This window comes from Nonomuraea sp. NPDC049725 (genome assembly GCF_040674795.1).
Taxonomy (GTDB): Bacteria; Actinomycetota; Actinomycetes; order Streptosporangiales; family Streptosporangiaceae; genus Nonomuraea; species Nonomuraea ceibae.
Genome location: NZ_JBFANJ010000001.1, coordinates 641,827 through 658,721, shown reverse-complemented (window position 1 = coordinate 658,721; position 16,895 = coordinate 641,827). Strand labels below are relative to the sequence as shown.

The 16,895-nt window shown below is 71.0% G+C and carries 20 protein-coding genes, 1 tRNA gene and 1 riboswitch; of the genes, 11 read left to right on the top strand and 10 right to left on the bottom strand.

Features of this window, described 5'->3' with window-relative positions:
- Window positions 1-786, top strand: coding sequence for a MauE/DoxX family redox-associated membrane protein (locus tag AB0J53_RS03415; RefSeq protein ID WP_364168265.1), 786 nt, complete (start codon window positions 1-3; stop codon window positions 784-786).
- Window positions 787-877: 91 nt separating this feature from the next.
- Here AB0J53_RS03415 and AB0J53_RS03410 read toward each other — a convergent pair whose 3' ends face one another.
- Window positions 878-2,059 (bottom strand): ATP-binding protein, encoded by a 1,182-nt coding sequence (locus AB0J53_RS03410; RefSeq protein WP_219498763.1) that lies wholly within the window; start codon window positions 2,057-2,059, stop codon window positions 878-880.
- A gap of 235 nt (window positions 2,060-2,294) precedes the next feature.
- Between AB0J53_RS03410 and AB0J53_RS03405 the strand changes: the two genes are divergently transcribed.
- The 6 genes from AB0J53_RS03405 to AB0J53_RS03380 all read left to right on the top strand — a co-directional run bounded on the left by AB0J53_RS03405 (window position 2,295) and on the right by AB0J53_RS03380 (window position 7,242).
- Window positions 2,295-2,765 (top strand): SigE family RNA polymerase sigma factor, encoded by a 471-nt coding sequence (locus AB0J53_RS03405; protein ID WP_364168263.1) that lies wholly within the window; start codon window positions 2,295-2,297, stop codon window positions 2,763-2,765.
- Entirely contained in the window at window positions 2,762-3,976 is a 1,215-nt protein-coding gene (locus AB0J53_RS03400; RefSeq protein WP_364168261.1) for a hypothetical protein, read from the top strand. The genes AB0J53_RS03405 and AB0J53_RS03400 overlap by 4 nt, the downstream gene beginning before the upstream one ends.
- An 11-nt stretch (window positions 3,977-3,987) precedes the next feature.
- A complete protein-coding gene (locus AB0J53_RS03395) occupies window positions 3,988-4,446 on the top strand; it encodes a MaoC family dehydratase (RefSeq protein ID WP_364168259.1) in 459 nt (152 codons plus the stop codon).
- A 149-nt stretch (window positions 4,447-4,595) separates the two neighbouring features.
- Window positions 4,596-4,737: riboswitch (cyclic di-AMP (ydaO/yuaA leader) on the top strand.
- Between the two features lie 10 nt (window positions 4,738-4,747).
- Entirely contained in the window at window positions 4,748-5,419 is a 672-nt protein-coding gene (locus AB0J53_RS03390) for a CHAP domain-containing protein (protein WP_364168257.1), read from the top strand.
- A gap of 93 nt (window positions 5,420-5,512) precedes the next feature.
- Window positions 5,513-5,989 (top strand): SigE family RNA polymerase sigma factor, encoded by a 477-nt coding sequence (locus tag AB0J53_RS03385; protein ID WP_219498776.1) that lies wholly within the window; start codon window positions 5,513-5,515, stop codon window positions 5,987-5,989.
- Window positions 5,986-7,242 carry a hypothetical protein gene (locus tag AB0J53_RS03380; protein ID WP_364168255.1) on the top strand — a complete coding sequence of 419 codons (1,257 nt, stop codon included), beginning with the start codon at window positions 5,986-5,988 and terminating at the stop codon, window positions 7,240-7,242. Before AB0J53_RS03385 ends, AB0J53_RS03380 begins: the two co-directional genes overlap by 4 nt.
- On the opposite strand, the gene AB0J53_RS03375 is transcribed toward AB0J53_RS03380, so the two are convergent.
- The 6 genes from AB0J53_RS03375 to AB0J53_RS03350 all read right to left on the bottom strand — a co-directional run bounded on the left by AB0J53_RS03375 (window position 7,229) and on the right by AB0J53_RS03350 (window position 12,191).
- A complete protein-coding gene (locus AB0J53_RS03375; protein ID WP_219498780.1) occupies window positions 7,229-7,468 on the bottom strand; it encodes a hypothetical protein in 240 nt (79 codons plus the stop codon). The genes AB0J53_RS03380 and AB0J53_RS03375 overlap by 14 nt on opposite strands.
- Window positions 7,465-9,018, bottom strand: coding sequence for a radical SAM protein (locus AB0J53_RS03370; RefSeq protein WP_364168253.1), 1,554 nt, complete (start codon window positions 9,016-9,018; stop codon window positions 7,465-7,467). Before AB0J53_RS03370 ends, AB0J53_RS03375 begins: the two co-directional genes overlap by 4 nt.
- The gene (locus AB0J53_RS03365; protein WP_364168252.1) at window positions 9,015-9,746 is read right to left on the bottom strand and encodes a prolipoprotein diacylglyceryl transferase family protein; all 732 of its coding nucleotides are present in this window, start codon (window positions 9,744-9,746) and stop codon (window positions 9,015-9,017) included. The genes AB0J53_RS03370 and AB0J53_RS03365 overlap by 4 nt, the downstream gene beginning before the upstream one ends.
- A 1-nt stretch (window position 9,747) precedes the next feature.
- On the bottom strand, window positions 9,748-10,044 hold the full coding sequence (locus AB0J53_RS03360) for a hypothetical protein (protein ID WP_219498786.1): 297 nt from the start codon (window positions 10,042-10,044) through the stop codon (window positions 9,748-9,750).
- A 360-nt stretch (window positions 10,045-10,404) separates the two neighbouring features.
- Window positions 10,405-11,037, bottom strand: coding sequence for a response regulator transcription factor (locus tag AB0J53_RS03355; RefSeq protein ID WP_364168250.1), 633 nt, complete (start codon window positions 11,035-11,037; stop codon window positions 10,405-10,407).
- Window positions 11,034-12,191 (bottom strand): histidine kinase, encoded by a 1,158-nt coding sequence (locus AB0J53_RS03350; protein WP_246643591.1) that lies wholly within the window; start codon window positions 12,189-12,191, stop codon window positions 11,034-11,036. Before AB0J53_RS03350 ends, AB0J53_RS03355 begins: the two co-directional genes overlap by 4 nt.
- A 134-nt stretch (window positions 12,192-12,325) precedes the next feature.
- Here AB0J53_RS03350 and AB0J53_RS03345 point away from each other — a divergent pair, with 134 nt between their 5' ends.
- The 3 genes from AB0J53_RS03345 to AB0J53_RS03335 all read left to right on the top strand — a co-directional run bounded on the left by AB0J53_RS03345 (window position 12,326) and on the right by AB0J53_RS03335 (window position 13,608).
- Window positions 12,326-12,880, top strand: a complete 555-nt coding sequence (locus AB0J53_RS03345) for a hypothetical protein (RefSeq protein ID WP_364168247.1) — start codon at window positions 12,326-12,328, stop codon at window positions 12,878-12,880.
- A 48-nt stretch (window positions 12,881-12,928) separates the two neighbouring features.
- Window positions 12,929-13,001 (top strand) — tRNA-Arg (locus tag AB0J53_RS03340).
- A gap of 295 nt (window positions 13,002-13,296) precedes the next feature.
- Window positions 13,297-13,608, top strand: coding sequence for a hypothetical protein (locus AB0J53_RS03335; protein ID WP_364168245.1), 312 nt, complete (start codon window positions 13,297-13,299; stop codon window positions 13,606-13,608).
- 302 nt (window positions 13,609-13,910) lie between these two features.
- On the opposite strand, the gene AB0J53_RS03330 is transcribed toward AB0J53_RS03335, so the two are convergent.
- The gene (locus AB0J53_RS03330) at window positions 13,911-14,606 is read right to left on the bottom strand and encodes a poly-gamma-glutamate hydrolase family protein (protein ID WP_364168243.1); all 696 of its coding nucleotides are present in this window, start codon (window positions 14,604-14,606) and stop codon (window positions 13,911-13,913) included.
- Window positions 14,607-14,766: 160 nt separating this feature from the next.
- On the opposite strand from AB0J53_RS03330, the gene AB0J53_RS03325 reads away from it, so the two are divergent.
- The gene (locus tag AB0J53_RS03325; protein ID WP_364168241.1) at window positions 14,767-15,177 is read left to right on the top strand and encodes a hypothetical protein; all 411 of its coding nucleotides are present in this window, start codon (window positions 14,767-14,769) and stop codon (window positions 15,175-15,177) included.
- An 81-nt stretch (window positions 15,178-15,258) separates the two neighbouring features.
- On the opposite strand, the gene AB0J53_RS03320 is transcribed toward AB0J53_RS03325, so the two are convergent.
- Complete coding sequence (locus tag AB0J53_RS03320) at window positions 15,259-15,933, bottom strand: DNA alkylation repair protein (protein WP_357591780.1); 675 nt, start codon at window positions 15,931-15,933, stop codon at window positions 15,259-15,261.
- A gap of 55 nt (window positions 15,934-15,988) precedes the next feature.
- On the bottom strand, window positions 15,989-16,873 hold the full coding sequence (locus AB0J53_RS03315; protein WP_364168239.1) for a hypothetical protein: 885 nt from the start codon (window positions 16,871-16,873) through the stop codon (window positions 15,989-15,991).
- Window positions 16,874-16,895: the final 22 nt, after the last annotated feature.

Sequence of the window (16,895 nt, the reverse complement as noted above, 5' to 3'; positions counted from 1 at the left end):
GTGCTGGCTTCACAGGTGCCTGTCCTGATCGTCCTGCTCGTCCTGGGGACGGTGGCCAAGTTCTCCGTCGTCCGGTCGGGCCGGGAGCCGGGGGAGCTGGCCCGGCTGGGCCCGGCGGTCCTGATGCCGGGCCGGCTCCAGCAACCGGCCCTGCTGCTGTGCGGCGTCGTCGAGCTGGTGCTCGCCGCCGGACTGCTGGTCTCGGCGCACCCGCTGTTCCGGTGGGGGACGGTCACGTTCTTCGCGCTGTCCACGTACGTGCTGCTGGAGCTGCGCAGGCGTCGGCCGGATGCCGGGTGCGGCTGCTTCGGCGAGGTGAGCTCGGCGCCGGTCGGGCTGCGGTCGATCGGCCGGACCGTGGTGCTGACCGGGATGGCGCTCATGGCGGTGTGGGCCGGGACGCCGGGCTGGACGGCGTTCGCCGAGCCGGCCTGGGGGTTCACGCTGGCCGGGGCGGCGGTGCTGGCGGTGCTGTCGCCGGAGATCGACGAGCTGGTCGACCGGGCCCGGCACCGGGCCCCGTGCGAGCAGCGGCGCGGCCCGCAGGAGGGGGTGTCGCTGGCGCGGCTCAAGTCGAGCGGCACGTGGCGGGCCCACGCGGCGCAACTGGCGACCACCGAGCCCTATGACAGCTGGCGGGAGCTGTGCTGGCGCTTCTTCGCCTTCCAGAACCACGAGCGGGACGACGTGGTCTTCGCCGTGCACCTGGCGGGGCGGCGGCCCGCGGTGCGGGTCGCGGTGGTGAGCGCGGAGTCTCTGCCGGAATATACGACCGTATCGGCCTGATGGTAGACAGCCTTATAGAGCGCTCGATTGAACTCTATTGGGCTGTCTAGCTTCCCCACTAGACAGCCCAATAGAGGGCTAGGGGTGGTGCTCACACCGGTTGGGCACGCAGGAACCTCCCGAAATGCGGCACCGTGAACGCGATCAGGCCGCGCTCGGCGCTGTAGATCAGGCCCTTCTTGATGAGGCTGTCGCGGGCAGGGGAGAGGCTGGAGGGCTTGCGGCCCAGCGCCTCGGCGACCTCGGCGGTGGGCACCGGCTCGTCGCCGATCTCCGCCATGGCATGCATGTAGTCGCGCTCGGCGGGGGTGGCGCGCTCGTAGCGGCTGCCGAAGAAGCCCACGGCCAGCTCCTCCTCCGCCTCCGGGGCCGACACCTTGACGTCGTCGAGCGTGATCGGGCTGCGCAGCGCCAGGTCCCAGGCCACCTTGCCGTAGGCCTGGACGAAGTAGGGATAGCCGTCGGCCGCCTCGTAGAGGGCGTCGAGCGCCTCCTGGGTGAACTCGACCTGCTCCTCGCGCGCGGGCAGGATGAGCGCCAGGTCGGCGGCCTCCCGGTCGAGCTTGTCGATGCGCGCGTAGCGGAACAGCCGCTCGCTGTAGCTCTTGCTGGCCGACAGCACGCTCGGCAGGTGCGGCAGCCCGGCCCCGACCACGATGAGCGGGCCGCCGGACTGCGACAGCTCGTGGCAGGCGGCGCAGAGCGCCGAGACGTCGGCGGCCTGCACGTCCTGCATCTCGTCGATGAACAGGGCGATGCCGACGCCCAGGTCGGTCGCCACGCCGGCGGCGTCGACGAACAGCTCGGTCAGGTCGATCTCCAGGTCGCCGGAGTCGGCCCGGCCGCGGCTGGCCGGCACCTCGATGCCGGGCGACCAGTGCGAGGTGCCCTTGGCGGCGGCCGGGTCGCGCATCGCGAACGCCTTGAGCACGCCGAGGAACTCCTCGATGCGCTCGGGCGCGCGGTGGCGCGGGGCCAGCTCGCGGATCGCCATGTGCAGGGCGGCGGCGACGGGACGGCGGATCGACTGGTCGGGCCGGGCCTCGATCTTGCCCGTGCCCCACAGCCGCTGCATCGCCATGGACTTGAAGGTGTTGAGGAGCACGGTCTTGCCGACGCCGCGCAGGCCGGTGACGACCATGCTGCGCTCGGGACGGCCGCGGGCCACCCGCTCCAGCACGACCTCGAACTGCTGCAGCTCACGGTCGCGCCCGGCGAGCTCCGGCGGACGCTGTCCGGCTCCGGGGGCGTAGGGGTTGCGCACAGGGTCCACGCTCTCGGACTCTATTGCCGGATATAGCGGCCGTCTTAGATTTGGGAAGAAAGCGCTACGGCGTGTCCGGGCAGGGGCGAGCGCGAGCACCGTCACCGGACACACCCCCTCTCACCAGGCCGAACCCTTGTTCGATTCGAGTACCTAAGACTGTAGCGCGGACTCGAACAGGTGCGCGATGATTTCGGGTAAAGAAGTTTGCAACAGCCGAGCCCACCCCGGGCGTCATGGTGGTGTGGAGTTCGAGGATTTCGTCCGGGCCCGCGGGCCGGCCCTCCTGCGATACGGCTACGTGCTCACCGGCAACGCCGATGACGCCGCCGATCTGGTGCAGGAGGCGCTGCTGCGGCTGAGCGACACCTGGCGGCGGGTGCGCAACAAGGACAATCCGGAGTCGTACGTCCGTACGATCATGGCCCGCCAGCACGTGAGCTGGTGGCGCAAGGTGCGGCGCGAGCGCCTGACGGGCGAGCTGCCCGAGGGCTCCTACACCGACATCCACTCCACCGGCGAGCTCTGGAGAGAGCTCGCCACGCTGCCGCGGCGGCAACGCGCCGTGCTGGTGCTGCGCTACTACGAGGACCTGTCCGACCAGGAGATCGCCGACATCCTCGGCATCTCCCGAGGAACGGTGCGAAGCCAGGCGTTCCGCGGGCTCAACACGCTCCGGGTCAGGCCGGCGATGCTCGAAAGGGGACGGGCGTGAGGACAGAGGACGAGCTGGTCACGGCGCTGCGGCAGGGCGCCGCGGACGCGCCGGAGCCGGACCTGCTGGCGGGGGTCGCCCGGCTGCGCAGGCGGCGGCGCGCCAGGAGAAGGGCGCAACTGCTGGCCGCGGCGGCCGTGGTGGCGGTCGCGGGCACGGGCACGGCGGTCTTCAGGGGCACCGCCGTACAGGAGAACCCGCAGCCGCTGGCGACGGCCACGGCGTCGATCGCCCCGGTGCCCGTCGAGCCGGTGGAAGCGGTGGCGGCGGAGCTGTGGCCGGAGGCGGTGTTCACCATGCCGGCCAGGAACTCCGACGGCTGGCGCTACCGCCCCATCACCGCCATCAGCCCCACGGAGGTCCTGCTCAGCGCCGAGTCGTCGTTCGAGAAGGCCGGCAAGTTCGAGGTGTACGACTCGCGTACCGGAAAGGCCAGGCTCGTCGCCGAGGTGCCGAAGGACGACCGGCTGAAGAAGTACATCGTGCAGGGCGTGACCGTGGACGGCGCGAACGTCGCCTGGTTCGCGTACGGCGAGCAGGGCGACGGCGCGCAGATCCGCGACATCTGGACGGTCCCGCTGGCCGGCGGCGAGGCCAGGCTGGTGGCCAGCCGAGTGGGCCAGGACGCCGACCTCGACGCGATCGGCCTGGACGGCGACCACGTCGTCTGGTCGGAGGTCGACGGCGGCGTGTGGCGGCACCCGCTCGGCGGGATCGAGCCCGAGCGCGTCCCCGGCAGCGACGGCCTGCACCTCATCCAGTGGCCCTGGGCCACCGACGTGACCGACCTGCCGGGGGACCTGGACCGCAACCAGCTCCGGCTGGTGAACCTGGAGGACGGCTCCAGCCTCACCGTGGCGGCGCCGCCGGGCGTGCAGGGCATGCGCTGCGGGCCGGTCTGGTGTTACGGCCGGGCGGAGCGCGGCACGGTCATCAGCCGCGTCGACGGCTCGCAGCCGCCCCGGGAGGTCGCGCGCGGCATCGGCATGGGCGTGGCGCGCTACCCGATCCTGGACCGGTTCCTGGCGGCGGGCAATGCGGTGTACGACCTGGCGACGGGCACGATGGTGAGCTTCGGCAACCCGGGCAACTGGTACGGGGCGGGCGTCTCGTCGGAACCGAGCACCGTCTTCTACTGGGGCGCCACCAAGGGGGACAAGCCGGACAAGTTCCGGGTGCTGAACTTGGCAGCGGTCCCACCGGCGCAATAGCGTTCCGCCTCATGCGGACCTTCGCGAACGTACAGGAACTCAAGGCTGCCGTCGGCGAGAAGTTCGGCCCCACCGAGTGGCGCACCGTCACCCAGGAACAGGTCAACCTCTTCGCCGACGCCACCGACGACCACCAGTGGATCCACGTCGACGTGGAGCGGGCCAAGGAGGGCCCGTTCGGCGGCACGATCGCGCACGGCTACCTGAGCCTGTCGCTGCTGCCGGCGTTCATGTTCGAGCTGGTGCGGGTCGAGGGCATCGCGATGGGCGTCAACTACGGCCTGAACAAGGTGCGCTTCCCCCGCCCGGTGCCGGTCGGGGCCAGGGTGCGGGCCACGGCCGAGCTGACCGACGTCAAGGGGACACCGGCGGGCTACCTGTCCAACCTCAAGATGACCATCGAGGTCGAGGGCGAGAAGCGCCCGGCGTGCATCGCCGAGACGCTCAGCCTTTACGTTCCCGCGGAGTAGCCGGGCCGCGGGCCCCCGCCCGCGGCCGGTTTCGTGGAAATTTCGTTACGAGGGAATTACCCAGGTCAGGGGTGTGTTGGACATTTCTGTACGCGGGTAAGACGCGACCGACTCTCGGGCGTCACGACCCACCGTCCATCACAGGGACCGACCTGTGACCGCTGAATCCGCTCACACGCGGAACCGGGGACCCATGTGTTCCACCGGGGTGAATCGGCACCAACATCGCCGTAGGGCAGCTTCCACGCCCGAACCCGTCAGCTAACCCGGTAAGCGGTATGGAAGCGAGGAGTTACCCTTAATGCGCCCCATCCGCACCCCCAAGATCAACGTGTCCAAGGCCGTCCTCGGCGCCGCGCTCGTCGCGACCGCTTTCGGCGCCCACGTGTCGGCGGACGCCAGCACCGCGACCACCGCCAACACCCAGCCGCAGGCCGCCCAGGCCCAGCAGGCCGCCACGAACCAGAACACCAGGGTCAACGTCTCCGCCTCGCAGGTCCTGGCCGTCGCCAAGGCCCAGGTCGGCACCTCCGAGAACGCCGCCGGCGGTGGCACCAAGTTCCAGGAGTGGTACGCCAACTCCCAGCGCGCCGCCGAGACCGTCCAGCGTGACGGCGGCAACCGCCAGGACTACCTGAACGCCGCCTGGTGCTCGATGTTCGTCTCCTGGGTCGGCGAGCAGACCGGCGCCCGTCCGCAGGTCGGCTGGGACGCCTACACCGTGACCCACGCCAAGTGGTTCGCCGCCAACGACCGCTGGGGCCAGGAGGCCAAGCCCGGCGCCGTGGTCTTCTTCTCCTGGAGCGGCAGCAAGGACATCAGCTCCATCGACCACGTCGGCTTCGTCGTCAAGGACAACGGTGACGGCACGATCTCCACGATCGAGGGCAACACCGGCAACGGCAAGGTCGAGGAGCGGGTCCGTCCCACCTCGCAGGTCGCCGGCTACGGCTACCCGTCGTACGCCGCCTGATCAGACCGCCTCGAAAGCGCGCGTCCCCTTCCGGGGGCGCGCGCTTTTCGCGTTTCGTGCAACGGTACGGCGTGCTGGAGGATCCCTGGATACGTGGACCACACAACCGAGTTCGACGAGTTCGTCCGGAGCCGGGGCGACGCGCTCCTCCGGTACGGCTACGTGCTGTCCGGCAACGCGGACGACGCGGCGGACCTCGTCCAGGAGGCCCTGGCCAGGCTGGGTGACGCCTGGTCACGGGTGCGCAAGAAGGACGACCCCGAGGGGTACGTGCGCACGACCATGGTCAGGCTGCACATCACCTCGTGGCGGCGCAGGCACCGGGAGGAACTGGTGTCCGTCGTGCCGGAGAAGGGGCGCTTCGACCGTTACGAGGATGCGGACCTGTGGGCGGACCTGCAACGGCTGCCGCCCAGGATGCGAGTGGTCCTCGTGCTGCGCTACTACGAGGACCTGCCCGACGCGGAGATCGCCGCGATCCTCGGCGTCTCGCGCGGCACCGTGCGCAGCCAGGCGGCGCGTGCCCTGGACAAGCTCCGGATCAAGCGAATGCTGCAGGAGGCACGATGAGAAGCGAAGAGGACCTGGTCCGGACCCTGCGTGCCGGGGCCGGGCACGTCACGCCGACCGGCGGGCTGGCGGCGGCCGTCGCGGCCCGGCGGCGGTCGCGGCGACGCCGGCAGTGGGCGGGCATGGCCCTGGCGGCCGCCTCGGTGGTGCTGGTGGCCGGGGGGACGATGGCGGTGTGGCGGGGGGAGCCTCGGGTCTCGGTGGAGCCGGCGGTCGCGGTGACCACGGTGTCGCCCGGGGAGGTGGCCAGTGCCGTCCCCAGGGTGGCGGAGGTGAAGCCGGTGGCCGAGGTGTGGCCGGAGGCGGTGTTCACGATGCCGGCGGCGGCCCCCGATGGTTGGAAATATCGCCCGGTGACCGGAATTTCCCCCACCGAGGTGCTGCTGACCGCCGAGTCCTCCTTCGAGAAGGCCGGCCGCCTGGAGATCTACGACAGCACTGCCCGCACGACCAGGGTGGTGGGCGACATGCCCGCCCCCGAAGGCGTCAAGGGCTACTTCGTCCAGGACGTCGAGGTGGGAGAGCGGTACTTCGCCTGGTACGGCACCACGCCCAACGACAGGGACAAGTGGGCCGACTTCTGGATCATCCCCCGCGAGGGCGGCACCGCCCAGCGCGTCGGCGAGGTCACCGGCGACCTGGCGAACGTGGAGCGGATCGGCCTCACCGAGGACGCCCTGGTCTGGTCCGTACGCGACGGGGGTGTACACCGGCTTCCGCTGTCCGGCGGCGAGCCCGAGAAGGTCGCCGGTTCCGACGGCCTCCACCTGGACTCCTGGCCGTACGCCGTCGGCTACGCGCCGGGCGAGCGCGGGCAGAAGAACCAGGATCGCAGGGTCGACCTGGTGACCGGCGAGAAGATTCCGCTCCCGGCCTCCGGCTCCGTCACGAAGCTGACCTGCGCCGCCGAGTGGTGCTACGGCGACGCCAAGGGCGGCGGGCTCCTGGTGCAGGGCCTCGACGGCTCCGACGCCACGCTGCTCCCGTCGCTCGGCTTCCACGGGGAGGTCCTGGGCGACCGGTTCGCCTCGGTCATGCCGGTCAGAGGTGACGCCGATCCGGCCAAGGAGTACGTCGCGCCCGTCGCGGTCTACGACCCGACCACCGGCAAGATCGCCGGCGTGAACCGGGTGTCGCCCGACGGGTCCGCCAGCTACGGCAGCGGAACGTCGTCCTCGCCCACCACGATCATGTACTGGGGCAAGGGCCCCGAGGTCACCGTGATGAACCTGGCGGCCGTCACCAGAAGATGATCGCCGCCACCGCGAGCGCCGCCAGCAGCCCCAGGTAGGCCAGCACCAGCCGGGTGTCCCGGAGCAGGCACTTGCTCCGGGTCAGCCCGGCCCGCCGCGCCTTCCAGTAGCCCGCGAACCCCAGCCCGGCGAACGCCAGCAACGCCCACGGCCCGAACAGCCACGCCAGCAGCGCGACCGTGGCATAGACGCACAACCTCAGCGGATCGTACGGCTCGGCCTTCACGTGATCACCTCCAGCGGGAGCCGTACCCTCGGCTCGGCGGCCACCGCCGACAGCCGCTGGGCCGAGAGCTGCGGCCACGCCTGCACGGCGCAGAACGGCGCGCACTGGTCACGGTCGGACCGCGTGCCCACGTGCACGCAGCACTGCGTCAGCCGCTCCTCGATCATGGTCGACAGGTCCATGAACGGCTTGACCGTCACCCGCACCACCCGCTCGCCCAGCATCCGGCGCAGCTTCGCCCGCCTGCCCGGCAGCGCGGACGAGGCCAGCGCCAGCAGGGTGGAGACGCCGAGGTCGCAGTTCTCGCAGATGTTGCGCCACAGGTCGCCGATCCGGGGGTGCGACAGCGACGACTGCTCCGACAGCAGGCCGAGCAGCGACTCCTGGACGGCCAGCCGCAGCTCGCGCGGGATCTCGGAGTCGGCGATGCGGTTGGCGACCAGGCCCAGGTTCTCCTTGAGCCGGTCGTGGCCGATCAGCGCCACCAGCGAGCGCCACTGCCGGGAGTCGTCGCGGATCAGGTAGCCGACCGAGCAGCAGTGCGAGTGCGAGCACGGCAGCGCGGTCAGGTCGCGCCAGGTCACCAGGCCGCCGGTCTGCGGGCCGAGCCGCTTGAGCACGCCGGTGTGGGTCAGGCGGTCCATCGGGTCGATGGCCCCCGACCGGCCCGAGCCGAACTGCGGCTGCAACGACACGCCGCCCACGTACGGGGTGTCGAGGGCCAGCTTGATCACGTCGCCGATCTCGCCGTCGTTGACGCCCAGGGCGGCGGTCATCACCAGCGTGGTGAAGATCTCCCGCTCCGACAGCCTCCGTACGGCGTCGGCCTTCAGTCTGCGCAGGTCGCCGCCTCGGTGATGCCGGGAGGACTCGGCCGACGAGCCGTCGTACTGGAGGTAGACCTCGACCCGCTCGCGGTGCTCGGTGAGCAGGTCCAGCAGCGAGTCGTCGCGGGCGATCAGGACGCCGTTGGTGTTGATCAGGATGCGGGTGACGGGCCGGGCGGTCAGCTCGGCCAGGAGCGTCTTCAGCTCGGGGTGCAGCGTGGGCTCGCCGCCGCTCAGCATGAGGACGTCCAGCCTGCCGTTCTCCCTGGCCAGCCGCTGGTCCACGTTGGCCAGCACCTCGGCGACGGGCACGATGCCGGACAGGTCGGGGGAGCTGCCGGCGAAGCAGGTGGGGCAGCGCAGGTTGCACGCCTCGGCGATGTCCTCCAGCAGGATGCAGGTGTGCTGCGTCTGCATCTCGGGAAGCCCTTGCAGGTACGCGCCCGGCACGGGGGCGAAGTTGCCCGACACGTCCGGGATGTGCTGCTTGGTGGGAGCGGTCCATTCCTCCAGATAGGCAAGAATCTCCGGGTCCTCGTCGTACAGCGTCCTGACCAGCCCATGCTCGCGGCACCCGCGTTCGAGCCACACCCGGCCGTCCCGCTCCGCCAGGTAGCCGCTCAGCCGCTCCACCCGGGTGAGATCGGGCTCCTGACAGTGCGGGCAGAACGCGTTGACGTAGCGGAGGATGCGGTCGCCCCGCAGCTCCATGCCTGTGCTCACTGGTGCACCTTCCGGTCGAAGAGGGCATCGTAGTAGCCGCGCCGCCAGCCGTAGCCGACCCGGAGCCCCAGCAACAGCAGACCCGGCAGGAGGAAGCACTGCGGACCGGTCAGGCCGGACCACAGGATGTCGTTCACCCGGGTGAACTCCACCAGGAAACGGAACACCGCGTAGCCCGCCAGGTAGAGCGTGAACAGCTCGCCCGGCCTGGTCAGCCGCTTGCGCGCCCACACCAGGGCGGCGAACGCGGCGAGCTGGAAGACGATCTCGTAGACGAACGACGGGTGCATCGCCTGGCCCGCCAGGCATCCGGGGCAGTCCGGGGTCGTCGCCGGCGCGTGGATGCCCCACGGCAGCGAGGTCGGCCGCCCCGGGGCCTCGGTCAGATGGCAGCCGATCCGCCCGACCGCCATGCCCAGCGCCACCGCCGGCGCGAACAGGTCACCGGTGCGCTCCCGATAGCCGATCACCCGCTTGGCGACGAGCACGCCCACGTACGCGCCGGTCAATCCGCCCAGGACGCTGCGCGACCCGTACAGCCAGAGGCTCTGCAGGTCCAGCGTCTCCAGCCAGCCCGCCAGGCGCATGCCGATGGCGCCGCCGACCAGCGCCCCGGTGACCGCCACCAGCGACTGCTCGTTCAGCGCGCCCCGGCTGCGGGCCTCGCGGACGAACACCACCGAGGCCACCAGCACGCCGAGACCGACGAAGATCTCGTGCAGCGGCACGTCAGCCGCCGTAGAGGCTCGGGTTGAGACCCGTGCACAGCCCCGCCGTGACGATCGACCACAGCGCCCAGCCGATCATCAGCCCGAGCCCGGTGCCGATCGACCACGGCTTGCGCACCAGCAGCAGGCCGACGCCCACGCCGAGCCCCACCAGGGCGAGGAACGCGGCCGCCGCCCCGATCACGACCCCCGCCTGGTCGCCGCCCATGGCCGAGCCGGCGACCATGAGGACCCCGAACACGACCATGACGTTGATGACGCTGTAGATCGCCACCCCGGCGAGCGCGAGCCCGACCACGATCCCCGCCGAGCTGCCCTGCGGCTGCGGCGGAGGCGGAGGCGGCCACGGCCCGTGCTGTTGCCCGTACGGCGGCCACTGCTGTTGCCCGTGTTGTGGCCCTTGCTGTGGCGGCCCGTGCGGAGGCCCTTGCTGCGGCCCTTGTTGTGGCCCCTGTGGCGGTCCCTGGGGTGGCTGGCGCCACGCCGGGTCGTCCGGGCCCTGCGGCGGCGGCGGTGGTGTGGTCATCGGCTCTCCCCCCTGGTCCGGCAAAGGTTAGGGGGCGACACTTTCACTTGGCTATACATACCGGCCGATATTGCTGCCACGCGCCCGGCCCCACCCCCCAGCCCTGCCCAGGATGAACCTCCTCAGACCGCCCTATAGCCCCTCCGAGTAATAGATGGCCGCCTGAACCCGGCTCTTCAGCCCCAGCTTGTTCAGCACCCTGCTGACGTGGGTCTTGGTCGTGGCCTCCGCCATGTCGAGCTCCCGGGCGATCTCCGCGTTGGACAGCCCGCGCCCGATGCAGGCCAGCACCTCCCGCTCGCGCGGCGTCAGCCCGGCCGGATCGACCGCCTCCTTGCGCACCGGCGGCGCCTGCTCGCCGAACGCCGTGATCAGCCGCCTCGTGACTGCCGGCGAGATCAGCCCGTCACCCCTGGCCACCAGCCGCACGGCCTCGACCAGCGAATCGGCGTCGGTGTTCTTCAACAGGAACCCGGCCGCCCCCGCCCGCAACGCCCCGAACACGTACTCGTCCACGTCGAACGTCGTCAAGATCAGCACATCGGCCACCCCGACCAGCTCCCTGGTGGCCGAGATGCCGTCCATCCGCGGCATCCGCACGTCCATCAGCACCACGTCCGGCCGCTTCTCCCTGGCCAGCGCCACGGCCTCCACCCCGTCGGCCGCCTCGCCCGCGACCTCGATGTCGTCGGTGCCGTCGAGGATCAGCACGATCCCGGCCCGGACCGCCGCATGGTCGTCGGCCACCAGAACCCTGATGCTCATCCCGCGCTCCCGTCATCCTGTCCAGAGGTCGGCAACCGTGCCGTGACCCGCCACCCGTCGCCCTGCGGCCCGGCCTCGAACGTGCCGCCGACCAGCGCGGCCCGCTCCCGCATGCCCACCAGCCCGGCGCCCGCGCCCGGCAGCCGCGCGTCACGCCCGTTGACTGCGTTGTCCACGGTCACCGAGACCTGCCGCGCCTCGTAGCGGATGTGCACGCTCGCCGGCTGCTCGCCGTGTTTGAGCGCATTGGTCAATGCCTCCTGAAGAATGCGGAACGCGGCCAGATCGACCGGCGGGGGCAATTCCCGGGGCTCGCCCTCGACGCGCAACGACGTCTCCATCCCCGACCCGCGGGCCCGTTCGACCAGGCCCTCCGCGTCGGCCAGCCGTGGCCGCACCGCCTCGGCCTCCTCACCCGCCTGCCGCAGCAACCCGATCATGGACCGCATCTCGGACAACCCCTTCACGCTGTTCTCACGTACGGACTCCATGATCTTTCGCACGGTGCCCTGATCCAGGTCCTTGCGGGACAGCACGGCCGTGGACTGGATGGCGATGGCGCTGAAATGGTTGGCGATCATGTCGTGCAGCTCGCGCGCCATCCGCGTGCGCTCGGCCGTGATCGCCGCCTGCCGGTCGAGCTCGGCCAGCCGCGCCACCTGCTCGGCCCGCGTCCGCTCGGCCACCGCCCGGTCGCGCTGCTGCCGCAGCACCTGGGCCGTCGTCACCGGCGACACCAGCACCAGCCCCAGCTGCACGCTGATCAGCGCCAGCACCCGCCAGTCGCTCGCCAGGAACCCGCCCACCGCCCCGGACACCACCGCGATCATCGTCGTGCCGATCAACAGCCACCGCGACGCCCTGGCCGGCCCGTAGAGCGCGGCCGCGTACAGATTGTCGGTGTAGACCAGCACCGTGCCCAGCGACGGCCCCACCACGGTGTCGAGCAGGATCCCGGTCGTGCCCAGCCCCAGCGAGGCCATCGGCGCCCGCGTGCGCCCCAGCGTGGCGAGGCACACCATCGCCAGCGGCACCGCCATCATCCACCGGGACGGCTGCCACGCGGGCGGGTCGCGGGGGATGTAGGCTCCAGCCGCGATCAGGAGCAGACCCACCGCGAAGGCCAGCCCCGCCAGCAGCGGCACGCGTTTCATGCCTCCTATCCCACCACCCCGGACCACCGGTTCCCTCCTTCGCGGGGCCGCCTGTGGATACACCCTTCGATGTATCCACAGGTTCCTTTTCCTGGCGGAGGAAACCGCCCAAAGCGCCCGCAAGACTGGACAGCGTGATTGTCGCCATCCTGATCGCGTGCGAGATCGGCTTCTGGGTCCTCCTCGGACTCGGCCTCGCCTGCCGCTATCTCTGGAAGCGCCGCCGCCTCAGCACGGCCCTGCTGGTCAGCGTCCCCCTCCTGGACGTCGTCCTCCTCACCGCCGCCGTGATCGACATGCGCGGCGGCGCCGTGGCCGACTTCAAGCACGGCCTCGCGGCCGCCTACCTCGCGTACTCCGTCGTCTTCGGCCACCGCACCCTGCGCTGGGCCGACGCCAAGTTCCACCACCGCTTCGCCGGCGGTCCCCCGCCCCCGAAACCCCCACCCGGCGGCCGGGCCCGCACCCTCCACGAATGGCGCTACTGGCTGCTCATCCTGCTGGCGTACGGGATCACCTGGGCCGTCGTCCTGCTCATGACCTGGCTCGTGGGCGACCCGGCGCGTACGGAGGAGCTTCGGATGTTCGCCCTGCAACTCGTCAGGGTGCCGGCGATCGCCCTGATCTGGCCGGTGAGCCACACGCTGTGGCCCAAGAAGGTGGAGACCGAAGACGCGCGATCGGCGTAACTGGTTCGAGGCATCGCTCCGGACCCGCTATGCTTGCTTACGCAGCGAGCGGCCGTAGCTCAATGGATAGAGCATCTGACTACGGATCAGAAGGTTGGGGTTTCGAGTACCTCCGGCCGCACAGCAGGCCAAAGGCCCTTCGGGATGATCCCGGAGGGCCTTTCGCATGGCCGTACAGCAACGGGATCTACCGCCCTTCTTCGCCGGCCCTGACGGTGCGCCGGAGACGGTTCCTGGAAGCCCGCGGATCAGCTGACCTCCGCGCGGAGGTACGTGACCCGCGCACACCGACGCAGAAAGGCGCTCGCCCTTGACTGTGCGCTGCGTCCGGCTACTTTCTAATAAGAAGCTTTCCTAAGAGTGCACCACCTTCGGGGACCATCCGCGCACCAGCCAACCCTGCTGGAGGTCAGCAAATGCACCTCAGAAAGCACGCGGCGGCCCTGTCCGCCACAGCTCTCCTCACCGCCTCCGCCCTCTTCGGCATGGCCTCTCCGGCGAACGCCGACCCCAACTGCACAACCGGCGTGGATAGTCCCAAGACCGCCTGGGCGATCTGCACCGGCTACGCCCGGTACGCCGTCCTCATCCATGTCAAGCACCCCAACCCCAACGCCGGCGTCGGTTCCTGGCACGAGGTCGGCACCTGCGTGTCCACCGGACAGCGCTCAGAGCACACGCCGTACCACAGCATCCCCTTCACCGTGGGAGTCGCCCTCATCTGCTGACGCCGGCTCCGCACCCCGAAACGAAGGCCCGTGCTACCAGGGAAGTCTGGGACGGGCCTTTCGGTTTGTTTGGGCAATCCCGGGATCTTGCTGACATGGACTCGTCGAGGGCATCGCCGGTCCCGGGGAGGCGGAAGAGCGTACAGCTTGGCTGGAGGCCGTCGTGCTGGGAGTCGACTCGCACGGTGCGGCGGACGGCTGGGCTGCTCTGGCCGACGGCGGGAAGGTCCGAGGCGGGTTCGTGTCCGCGGCCCGGTGGGACGGCTGACGGGGAGGGAACCCGCGCTCCCCAAAGGCGCTGGTCAGGGGTTCAGGGCGCTGTTGACGGCGTTGATGTAGCGGTAGAAGGCGCTGGTGCGGTTGGCCGGGTTCTCCACCCAGGCCCTGGACAGTTTGCCGCCCTTGAAGAAGCGCGTGCGCTGGCCCTTGCTGATCTCCAGTTGTACGCCCATGCGGCGCTTGTTCTTGTTGACGATGTTGCGGGGGCTGGTGCCGTTGATCCGGTCGGGGACCGTGGCCGCCACGGGGAAGCCGGCCTTCCTGAGGGCGGCGGTGACCTTGGCGACCAGGCGGGCGTCGCGGCCGCCGACGTAGGTGGTCGCGTGGGTGGCCGCGGCGGCGTGCCAGGAGACGGTGCGGTCGACGGCGGCGACGAGCTTGAGCGCGCGAGGTTCGTCGAAGCGGGTCGAGGTGATGTGGAGTTTGCTGTTGCCGTCGGGCTTGATGCCGACGAACGAGTAGAAGGCGTGCTTGGTGCCTGCCGCGTGGTCGGCGAGCTGGGTGGTGGGCGACTCGATCGCGCCGCCGTGGATGGCGATGTGCGCCACCTTGGCGCCCCGGGGGAGGCGGCGCAGGCGCAGGTAGTCGCGGCCTTCGACCTCCTTGGCGGCGAGGGCGGCGTAGTCGGGGTACGTGTCGGCGGCTGCGGCGTGGGCGGGGTGCGGGGCGGCCGCGGGGACGAGCAGGGCCACGAGCCCAGCGGTGATGATCTTTCGCATGGCGCCCATCGTGTCATCTCGTCCCGGTATCAGGGGCCGTGTCAGGGCGGCGACGATCTGGTGTCAGGGCGGTGGGCGAAAGTTGGGGACATAAGCGGTTCGTCACTGCGAACCGCGCCACCCGGCCGACAGGCACCGTACAGCTCAGAAGGAGCGTCTCATGACCATCGCCATCTCCCTCACCGACCAGGACAAGCTCACCCTCCGCGTCGCCGCCTGGGGCGCCGTCTCGCTGATGTCCGCCGCCGGCGCCACCGGTTCGGCGCACCGGGTCGCCACTGAGGGGTCCATCGCGCTGACCTCGGCGACCGGGCTGGTCGGGCACGTGCTGGCCAAGGCGCCCAAGGGCGTGAAGTACGGCAGGACGGTGGCCACGCTGGCCGACCAGGTGCTGCCCGCGCTGACGGAGTCGATGCGCCTGCTCAACCAGCAGGACCCGGCCGAGGCGGCCAACTTCCGCGGCACCGTCCTCGTCGCCGTGGACGCGGCGGCGCAGATCCACAAGGGCACGCCCAGCCCCGCCCTGGCGGACATGGCCCGCAAGATCACCGCGGCTCTCGACGCCGCCTGATCCATGCGGGTCCGGGCGAGAATCGTACGCACGGTCACGGGGCCCACGACAGGCCCCGTGACCCTGTGGCCCGGGAAACGGCTACGAGGCCGCCTGCTGCCGGCGCACCATCTCGCCGATCCAGATCGGCGCGTACGGCGACGTGCACCCCGGCGAGGTCGGGTAGTCCTTGAGCACCTCCAGCCGCTCCCCGATGGCCAGGGCGCGGGCGCGGTGTTCGGGGTGTTCGATCCCGATCTGGGCGAGGCAGGTGTTCATCGCCCACTGAAGCCGTTCCGGGGCGTCCTTCATCTCTTTCTCGACGAGGTCGAGCAGCCCGGCGAGGTCGATCCCCTCAGGCTTCTTCGCCACCCGTTCGGAGGTCAGCGCCCAGCCGGCGCTCGCGACCACCGGGTCGGGGTCGGCGAACCAGGCCACCCGCAGCTCCTCGGCGTGCGGGCTCTTCTTCACCACATAACTGACGAGCCAGTCGTGCACCTTGGGCGTGCGCGCCTCGCGCATCATGGCGTCGAGTTCGTCCCGCTCGTACGCCTTCGGGCGGCAGATCAGCATCGCCAGCAGCCTGGCGGCGGTGTCGCCCGTCTCCCAGAGCCGGCGCGCGAGGTCCTGCTGCGTCTTCAGCCGCTTGGCGAGGGCGCGCAGCTTGCCGAGGTTCACCCCGTGGTCGTCGCCGTGCTTCTCGTTCACCTCGCGGATCCTGGGGTCCTCGAGCTCGGCCAGTTCGGCCATCACCTCGGCCACCGTCGTCTCGGCCACGTCAGCCTCCCGTCCGTCACCTGCGGGTTCAGCGTACGCCCGACTCGGCGGCCGTTCACCGCGACGGCGTGAAGGACGAGACGGCCGCCCAGACGACGGCGACGGCGAGCACGACCCCCACGCCGAGCCGCCCCAGGCCGGTGGCCTGCACCGACGGCCGCCTCAGAACCCGGTCGCGCCCCTTGCGGACGAACCCGGCCGCCGGCACCAGCAGCCGCCAGTGGGAGTACGCGGTGGCCGCTAGCGCGACGAGGACGACCGGCAGCCCGATCACCCCGGCATCCACGGACCACTGGGTGAGATCATCCCAGTACGTCCCCCGCGTCCACACGTACACGGTGTGGAGCAGGCGCTCCTCGTGCACCACCGGCGTCAGGCGGTGGAACGCCGGCCCCCACGCCGCCGCCCCCACGGCCAGCAGCCACAGGACGATCCGGTACGGCCTCCGGGGCCGGGCTGAACGGGAGGCCGTGAGCAGCGCGGCGGCGGCGACCGGGTAGCAGCCGATCAGGAGCCAGGGCGGTTCGGCGGCGCGTGCGAGCCCGGTGCACGGGTCGGGACCCGGCAGGAGGAACGCGGTGCCGAGACCGTACGCCAGCTCCACCCCGACTGCGGCTACGGCGGCGAGCGTGGCGCGGCGCGACCCGCGCAGAAGCAGCCAGGCGACGGCGACCGGCAGCAGGAGGACGCCCCAGAACAGCAGTTCGCCCGGCAGGTGCGCGCCGCCGAGCGCGTAAGGGCCGTCCGGGGCGGTCGGGACGGTCAGGCCGGTCGGGACGGTCAGGCTGGTCGGGCCGTCCGGCGCGGTCAGGACGGTCGTGGCGCAGAACCAGCCGGTGCCCGGTCTGCCGATCCCGAACGTCGTGAGGATCACCGGCCCGGACGCGGCCAGGACCGCGGCGGCGCGTAACGCTCCCGCCGCCGGCTCGCGCACGGACATCACCCTCCCTGAGGCGACCGGA